The organism is Glutamicibacter sp. AGC46 (assembly GCF_053543715.1).
Genome location: NZ_JBLVOJ010000025.1, coordinates 356,688 through 364,652 on the forward strand (window position 1 = coordinate 356,688; position 7,965 = coordinate 364,652).

At 55.7% G+C, this 7,965-nt stretch carries 10 protein-coding genes; 7 read left to right on the top strand and 3 right to left on the bottom strand.

Features of this window, described 5'->3' with window-relative positions; all coding sequences use genetic code 11:
- Nucleotides 1–38 precede the first annotated feature (38 nt).
- On the top strand, nt 39–1,007 hold the full coding sequence (locus ACNPM8_RS16630) for an arsenic resistance protein (RefSeq protein WP_105661273.1): 969 nt from the start codon (nt 39–41) through the stop codon (nt 1,005–1,007).
- Between the two features lie 149 nt (nt 1,008–1,156).
- Here the strand turns inward: ACNPM8_RS16630 and ACNPM8_RS16635 are convergent, their stop codons facing one another.
- Nucleotides 1,157–1,618 carry a DUF3817 domain-containing protein gene (locus tag ACNPM8_RS16635; protein WP_105661272.1) on the bottom strand — a complete coding sequence of 154 codons (462 nt, stop codon included), beginning with the start codon at nt 1,616–1,618 and terminating at the stop codon, nt 1,157–1,159.
- Nucleotides 1,619–1,844: 226 nt separating this feature from the next.
- Here ACNPM8_RS16635 and ACNPM8_RS16640 point away from each other — a divergent pair, with 226 nt between their 5' ends.
- On the top strand, nt 1,845–2,432 hold the full coding sequence (locus ACNPM8_RS16640) for an HAD-IA family hydrolase (RefSeq protein ID WP_448940230.1): 588 nt from the start codon (nt 1,845–1,847) through the stop codon (nt 2,430–2,432).
- Between the two features lie 55 nt (nt 2,433–2,487).
- On the opposite strand, the gene ACNPM8_RS16645 is transcribed toward ACNPM8_RS16640, so the two are convergent.
- Nucleotides 2,488–2,955, bottom strand: a complete 468-nt coding sequence (locus ACNPM8_RS16645; protein WP_105661270.1) for an SRPBCC domain-containing protein — start codon at nt 2,953–2,955, stop codon at nt 2,488–2,490.
- A 172-nt stretch (nt 2,956–3,127) separates the two neighbouring features.
- A complete protein-coding gene (locus ACNPM8_RS16650) occupies nt 3,128–3,490 on the bottom strand; it encodes an ArsR/SmtB family transcription factor (RefSeq protein ID WP_105659237.1) in 363 nt (120 codons plus the stop codon).
- Nucleotides 3,491–3,751: 261 nt separating this feature from the next.
- Here ACNPM8_RS16650 and zapE point away from each other — a divergent pair, with 261 nt between their 5' ends.
- The 5 genes from zapE to ACNPM8_RS16675 all read left to right on the top strand — a co-directional run bounded on the left by zapE (nt 3,752) and on the right by ACNPM8_RS16675 (nt 7,925).
- On the top strand, nt 3,752–4,861 hold the full coding sequence (gene zapE, locus ACNPM8_RS16655; RefSeq protein WP_448940231.1) for a cell division protein ZapE: 1,110 nt from the start codon (nt 3,752–3,754) through the stop codon (nt 4,859–4,861).
- Nucleotides 4,858–5,499, top strand: a complete 642-nt coding sequence (gene def, locus ACNPM8_RS16660; protein ID WP_448940425.1) for a peptide deformylase — start codon at nt 4,858–4,860, stop codon at nt 5,497–5,499. The genes zapE and def overlap by 4 nt, the downstream gene beginning before the upstream one ends.
- Nucleotides 5,499–6,350, top strand: coding sequence for a putative RNA methyltransferase (locus ACNPM8_RS16665; RefSeq protein WP_133833368.1), 852 nt, complete (start codon nt 5,499–5,501; stop codon nt 6,348–6,350). Before def ends, ACNPM8_RS16665 begins: the two co-directional genes overlap by 1 nt.
- Nucleotides 6,351–6,454: 104 nt before the next feature.
- Nucleotides 6,455–6,931, top strand: coding sequence for an NfeD family protein (locus ACNPM8_RS16670; protein ID WP_105657869.1), 477 nt, complete (start codon nt 6,455–6,457; stop codon nt 6,929–6,931).
- 55 nt (nt 6,932–6,986) lie between these two features.
- Nucleotides 6,987–7,925, top strand: a complete 939-nt coding sequence (locus tag ACNPM8_RS16675; protein ID WP_105657849.1) for an SPFH domain-containing protein — start codon at nt 6,987–6,989, stop codon at nt 7,923–7,925.
- Nucleotides 7,926–7,965 lie beyond the last annotated feature (40 nt).

Genomic DNA, 7,965 nt, shown 5'->3' on the forward strand with positions numbered 1-7,965 from the left:
GCCATGGTGGCCGCAGCTATTGTTCTAGCATTAGTCCTATGAAGATCTGGCCTGGCAATGCATGGATGCAAACGCACCAGATCGCCCTCTATTTATCCGCGATCACTGCCGGTTGCGTTCTCGGCCTGGCCTTGCCTGCCGCAAGCAAGGGTCTCGAGAACTCGGTTAACCCGTTCCTTGGATTGCTGCTCTACGCTACTTTCCTGGGCATGCCGCTGACCCGTTTTCCGGAGGCCTTCCGGGACACTCGCTTCATGGGTGCACTGTGCGCGGTCAACTTTGCCGTGGTGCCGCTCGTGGCCTTCGGGCTATCGCGAATAGTGGCGGGGGACCAGGCACTGCTCTTCGGCGTGCTGCTGGTCTTGCTAGCGCCCTGCATCGACTACGTTATCGTCTTTACCGGCTTAGCCGGGGGAGACAGCCAACGGCTGCTGGCGGCCACACCGCTCTTGTTGATCTTGCAGATGCTGCTCGTGCCGGCATACCTCTATATATTTGCTGGACCCTCGGCGATCGACGTGATCGTGCCAGCTCCTTTCCTGGGGGCACTGCTGGGACTGATCGTGCTCCCACTGCTGGCAGCAGCACTCACCCAGGCACTCGCCAAACGATTTACCTGGGCAGAGCCCATCGGGGATTGGGCCGACTATCTAATGGTTCCGTTGATGATGGGAACGCTATTTAGCGTGGTGGGCTCGCAGATCTTCACGGTGAGCGCAAGCCTGGGTCAATTAGGGCTGGCCATTATGGTTTTCGCCCTGTTTATCTGCATCATGAATGTCCTTGGATACTCCGCGGGGAAACTCTTCAAGCTGCCCACCGCCTCGCGGCGGGCAGTTACTTTCAGCGGCGTCACACGCAATTCTCTGGTGGTGCTTCCCCTGGCCCTGGCTTTGCCCGCGGAGCTGGAATTAGCTTCTGCCGTGGTCGTTAGCCAGACCTTGGTAGAGCTAATTGGAATGTTGGTGATGGTTCACTACGCACCGAAGCAACGCACCACCAAGTAGTTCGAGCCTTACCCTGCTATGTCCGGATTAAACAGAATTTGCCTGGCCAAGAACACATGGAAGTGACCGGGCCAGGCAAATTGGATTGAGGAGTCAGTGCATTCAGTGATGCCCAGGCGAAAGCAGCCTGCTCCTCATAGAATCCATGATTAGTGCTCGCCACCTGGAGGGCCAATGAAAAGCATGGCCGAGAAGATACCGGCAATAACGACGAATAGCAGGACCGTGGTCAGCGCCGGGCGGGCAACAAGCCAACGCATCGTCGCGTCGGTCCACTTGCGATCATCTGGATGATCGGTTGCTTCGGTACGCCAGGTACCTTCCAGCTTTCCCTTGCGTTCCAGCCACTTGTCGTAAGGAATGGTCAGATATGGGACGACGGCGGTCGCGGCAGCTCCAATGATCAGCGACTTCCTCCAGCGCTGATTCATGCCAATGAGCACAGCCATCGTTGCATAAGTCAGGAAGACAAAGCCGTGGATGAAGCCGGCAATGGATACAGGCCAATCACCAACCTTGACGACGTACTTCAAAATCAATGCAATGATCAGCATCGTCCATGTGACAGCTTCAGCGCGGGCAACTAGACGGTACAGGGCGCTTGGAGACATAGGGTGTTTTCTGTCCTTGAAGGTAGATAGGGGAGTAGTCCGGGAACTCGGTCAAGTACTAGCCTATCTGGCTCCCGGGATACCGCCGACATCCTGCCCTGGAACATGGAGTTCCCGGTTGACGCAGCACCTGCTAGATTTCTAGGCAGGCCCTCGCTGCAGGAAAGGCACCGCATGCACTTGGCCCCAGATGCCCCAATGCGCCTGCATCTGGCAGGATTGCCCCATGATCCACGCAGTAGTTTTCGATTTGGACGGAGTGATCCGCAACTTTCCCGAGGCCGCCACTGCTGACGTTGAAATGGAATATGGGTTGCCATCGGGCACTTTGAACGCGGCGGCTTTCGACCCTGCTCGCCTGGAAGGACTCACTACAGGTAAAATATCTCGTTTGACATGGATCAAGGAGATTGGGAAGAGCATTGGATCCACGGAAGCCGCCAACGCATGGGGTCGCATAGAGCCCGTTGTAGATCGCGATGTGCTGCAGCTACTCGACGATCTACAACGTGCAGGTATCACCACCGCCATTCTCACGAACGGCAGCGACACCATTGACATCGAACTTAAGCGGCAAGGAATCGCCACCCACGTCGCCCGAGTATTCAATTCAGCAAAAATCGGTTATCCGAAGCCAGACCGACGAGCATTTCTGCACGTAATCAATGCTCTGCACCTGTGTGCAAACCAGATCCTCTTTACCGACGATTCCGCCGGGAAACTTGTCGGGGCGACCGATCTCGGGATCCACACACATCACTTTGCTTCCGCTGCGGATTTGAGGTCGGCATTGACCCGGCGCGGTGTACTCTAGCCGGATCGATCATCGTTTGGAATAACATCGAGGGGAGTGGCAAGAGGAAAGCGCCCTAGTTCTCGAATACCTCCTGATAAACGTCCCAGAATTGATCCATCGAGCGCGGAGCCCCAAGCAGGACGGCCTCCAGATACATGAGATGCGTTTCCCATCCCGCCAAGTAATTCGAGACGCCAACGCTGAGTTTGGAGTGGCTCAGCGCAAGTTCAGCTCCGAAGAGGCTCGACTGCAGAGTCAAACTAACCTCCGACACAGATTCTTCCGGAAACTTCCAGGACATCACGAGGGCGGATGCTGGCTCGACCTGTTCAATCCGGCTTTCGCAGATGTAGTTTTCCGCATGCTCGATCTGCACAGTAGAACCCACGCCAAGGCTTCCAGCGACGTGAGTTCCCAGCCAGAGTGGCAATGCCTGACGATCAATCATTGCGTGCCAAAGCCTGTCGGTCGATACGCCGAAGGACCACCTGAGATCCACAGATCCCGCCGAAGCGTCCGCGAACTTTCGAATGATGGGCATGAAAGGAGCCTGCTTCGATAGACGGGGCAGCCAGCACAAATGGCTGCAGTGAGACCCTGCGTGGGGAGTCGTGGATTTCCAGTACTTTACATAATGTAGATTATCGGCTTATTCGCAATGTCGCTGGAAGTAGCCTTATTCGTCCATTTACGCCTCGGATTTCGAAGGCCGCTTACTGCTCAGCTTGTTGACGCTGATCCTGCAAATCCAGCCGATGCCTCGCGAAGTCCAGGGTCTGCCGAATGAACTCGCGCGATCGCTCATCATGCATCGAGTAGATGACATGGCGGCCGGACTTCCTCGTTTGCAATACACCGGCTGCTCGCAGCTTGGATAGCAATTGGCCGGCAACCGTTGGACTAACGCCGATCAACTGAGCCAAATCGGACAGGGAAAGATCGTCCATGGACAGCGCCCAGAGCATCTGGAGCCTTGCCGGATCCGACAAGGTTTTGAGTACCGTTGCCGACATGTCCAAAAGATCGCTGGAGACGATCTCGTCTTCAGCCGTTGGGACAATGAATTCGCTGGTCATCTCACGCGCTCCCTCTCCGCATTTCGCCCGCCCTGGTTCGATTCAACTGCTTCAACCCAGCTCTGTGGGTGTGTCCATTATGGCCACGGATCAAGATAAAGCGATAGGTATGCTCAAAATTCACAAGACTAAACAGGCTCGTAGCCATCTTTGGGAGCACTCCCCTATTTAAATCATCCGTTTCGAAATAAATCGAAGGCTTCTTGACTAGGCACTTTAACGTCGCCTCGGCACCGCAAGGCATCCCTGCAAGCTGGAATGGTGGCGATTGCATCACAGAAGATTGGCCGCGTCTGCGCTCAGTGGCAAAATTTAGATATGGCTAATCCGTTGCTACGCATTCCCCCCGGGAATAAGTACGCTCTTCAGATCCGCGAAGCTCTCAAGCTGCAAGGTATCGAAGTTGACCCGGTTCAGAGTGATCTGATCGACCTTCTAGGACGTACTTTGCGTACGACGATGACGGCAAAGCACCCTGGCGTCTACATTTATGGCCCTCCTGGTCGAGGCAAAACCCTCATCATCAATACCTTGGTCTCGGTGCTGCCTGAAACCACGACAGCGCGCTTCCATTTCCACGAGTTCTTCCAGCGCGTAAATTCCCCGGTCAACCGTGTCCCGGGCCAGCCGCTGGGCGCGATTTTCTCGCAAGGGCTTGAGCGCGAGCTCGCTGGACTGCAGTTGCTGGTCTTCGATGAGTTCCATTGCACCGAACCTGGCGACGCGATGTTCATGGCCAAGCTCATTCGGCATTGCACGGAACACGAGATGCAGCTGGTCACTACGTCGAACTACGGGCCGGAGAAGCTGCTTGACGATGACACTTTCCATCACCTGGTTCAGCCAATTATTGACCGGATCCAACGGGACTTCACTGTATTCTCACTGGATCATTCGGTGGACTACCGACAGCTCGCCGCCGATCCCGAGCAGGTCTTGGACGGGTATCGGAGAGGCACGCTAAATCTCTTCGAAGCACCAGGAGAACTGCCGGTCCACGATACGATGATCCAGATCGGCTACGACGAAATCGGGCCAGTCCACGTGAATGCGTATGAGATCTGGATCAGCTTCGATCAGATCTGCCGAACCCGCCGCAACACTGCCGACTATCTGGATTTGGCAAGCCGGTATTCGCGCTGGCATATAACCTGCATCCCAGCTAGTGCCACCATGCCAATGGATGAGGAACGCCGATTGGCGAATCTTATCGATATCTTCTACGACAAGAACGTGGAAGTCCATCTGTACGCCGCAGACAATCTGGGCAATCTTGGACACATGCTGCATGACACTGAAAAGGCCCGACTCACCTCGCGCCTGGCTCAACTTCAGCTCAACGAATACGAACGGACTAGCGCTTGCCGATGAACACCGAGTACACCGCACAGGACATCGAGAATATAGTTCGAGAAGTCCTGGAGACTGCAGATGAGAACCTCATACTGCCTATTGTCCAGCTGGGACATCCCGTTCTCCGCCAGCAGGCGGTGGCCTACGAGCAGCAGCTTCCGCAGGAACTGCTCGAAGAACTCCTTGAAGCAATGCGCCAGACCATGTACGACGCCCCTGGCGTAGGACTCGCCGCTCCTCAGGTGGGTATCCCCCTGCAGATTGCCGTGCTCGAAGATCTCTATCCCATTCCGGAGGAAGCTGCCTCGCACAGAGAGCGTGAGCCGCTGGAGTACTTCGAGATCTTCAACCCCGTATATACGGCATCAACAGAGCGCGCGGCAGTCTTCTACGAAGGTTGCCTGTCTTTCGAAGGATTCCAAGGCGTAGTGAGCCGGGCCGCCGATATCACCGCCACTTATAAAGATCGGGACGGCCAGGAAATAACTCGAAGCTTCTCCGGTTGGCAGGCCCGCATTGTCCAGCACGAAACTGATCATCTGTCGGGCACTGTCTATATCGACAAAGCACTTACCCGCTCCTTGATTAACGAATCCGAACTGTGGCGCCATGAAAGCATGGACGTTGCAACGGCAAAAGAGGTTCTGAAATTCTAATGTTCTCCGGCACCACGAACGTTACTTGCCCGGTCTGCGAGCAACCCCTTGGCTTCGAGGAATCTCGGGATAGAACCCTGAGTTGCGAAGCCGGGCATCGTTTTGATGCTGCCAAACAGGGTTACTTCAACTTCCTTACTGGCAAAGGAACGAACTTCCTCGAAGACACCTCGGCCATGGTCCAAGCCCGCGATGCTTTCCAGTCAAAGGGACATTATGAGCCTCTGGCGCGCGCGCTGTCCGAGCTGATCAATGATCATCACGACGGACATTCGCTTGACGTGCTGGATGCGGGCGCAGGTACCGGCTACTACCTGGGGAAGATTCTAGAGAACTCTCCTGCTGCTGAACTTGATGCTTTGGCTCTGGACATCTCCCGCTTTGCCATGCGTCGTGCCGCGAAGGTTCCAAGCACGCTCGCTGTGGTCTGGGATGTCTGGCGCAAATTGCCTACTGCCGACCGATCACGCGATGTGGTGATCAACTGCTTCGCACCGCATAACCCGGCAGAGTTCCAACGTGTACTGCGTACTGGTGGATTATGCATTGTCGTGACCGGCGAACCAGATCATCTCAACGAAGTCGTCGACCCGCTGGGCATGCTCACCGTAGGACAGGGCAAGCAAGCCGCCTTGGTGGAAAAATTTGCGGCTGAAGGCCTTAATCATCGCGGATCCAAGAATCTGACATATCGGATGAACCTGAATGCGGACGATCTCTATAACCTTGCATTCATGGGTCCGTCCGGGCACCACCTCTCCCCTGAAATTCTTCATCAGCAGACGCTGGCGTTGGGTTCCCAGCCTGTAACAGCTTCCTTTGGAGTACACGCATTCGTCACGCAGGGCTAGAAGATACCCCAAAATGACTACACCTTTTATCTGCCTTCTACGGCAGAATGTAGGAAAGACCAGTTACGACTGGTCAATGTCCTAACAGAATTTAGGTGAATGCCATGACAACAGCCGAATGGATCATCAGCAACGCTTGGGTGATCTGGCTGGCACTGTTCTTGCTGCTGGCGATCATCGAGATGCTTTCTCTTGATCTCTACTTCATCATGCTCGGCGTAGGTGCCCTTGGTGGTGTAGCGGTCGCACTGCTCAGTGGACCCATGTGGTTGCAGGTCCTTGTATTCTGCGTCATTTCATTGTTGATGATCTTCCTGGTTCGACCTATTGCCGTCAAACATTTACGGAAATCACCCGAGGGCTTCCGCACCAATATCGAGCGATTAATCGGTGCGGATGCACTTATTCTCGAGCCGACCTCGCGCATGTCGGGTTCGGCCAAGATCCGTGGAGAGATCTGGACCGCCCGTGCTGAATCCAGCGTTCCGACCATGAATCCCGGCACCTATGCCGTGGTTTCACGTATCGACGGGGCAACTGCATACCTCACCGCGAAGTCCCCTGACCCTGCTAACGGCTAGCTAGCCTGACGCCCCCAAATTCATCACTACTGCACAAGGAAAGAGAGTACGAACCATGAATTCAGATGGCTTTGGCTTGACTATTGTGCTTGTCGTTCTGGCAATCTTCGTGATTGTCGTCCTACTGCGCAGCGTGCGCATCGTGCCGCAGGCACGTGCTGGCATCGTTGAGCGCCTCGGCAAGTACAACCGAACCCTAAATCCCGGTCTGACAATCCTGATCCCCTTTGTGGATCGCTTGTTGCCGCTGCTGGACCTGCGTGAACAAGTTGTTTCCTTCCCGCCGCAGCCAGTTATTACCGAGGACAACTTGGTAGTTTCGATTGATACCGTGGTCTACTTCCAGATCACCGAGCCGCGTGCCGCGACGTATGAAATCGCTAACTACATCCAGGCCGTAGAACAGCTGACCACCACTACGCTTCGTAATGTCGTCGGTGGCCTGAATCTGGAAGAGGCCCTGACTAGCCGCGACCAGATCAACGGCCAGCTGCGTGGTGTCCTTGACGAGGCAACCGGCAAGTGGGGCATCCGTGTTTCCCGTGTCGAGCTGAAGGCTATCGATCCACCTCTGTCCATCCAGGACTCGATGGAGAAGCAGATGCGCGCCGAGCGTGACCGCCGTGCTGCCATCCTGACCGCTGAGGGCACCAAGCAGTCCTCCATCCTTACTGCCGAAGGCGCACGCCAGGCTTCCATCCTCGAAGCCGAGGGCGATGCACAGGCCGCAATCTTGCGCGCTGACGGCGAGTCCCAGGCCATCCAGAAGGTCTTCGATGCAATTCACGCCGGCAAGCCGGACCATGAGTTGCTCGCCTACCAGTACCTGCAGACTCTGCCGAAGCTTGCCGAAGGCACTTCGAATACCCTGTGGGTGATTCCAAGCGAACTGACCGAAGCACTCAAGGGCATCGGCGGAGCGCTGGGCGGCAACGGATCGGGCAGCAAGCCTGCCACTCCGGAATCGCCATCGGCCCCAGGTAGCAACCTGTAGCAACAGCTGGTTTAGAACCGATTAGCCGTCTGCGGCGAGG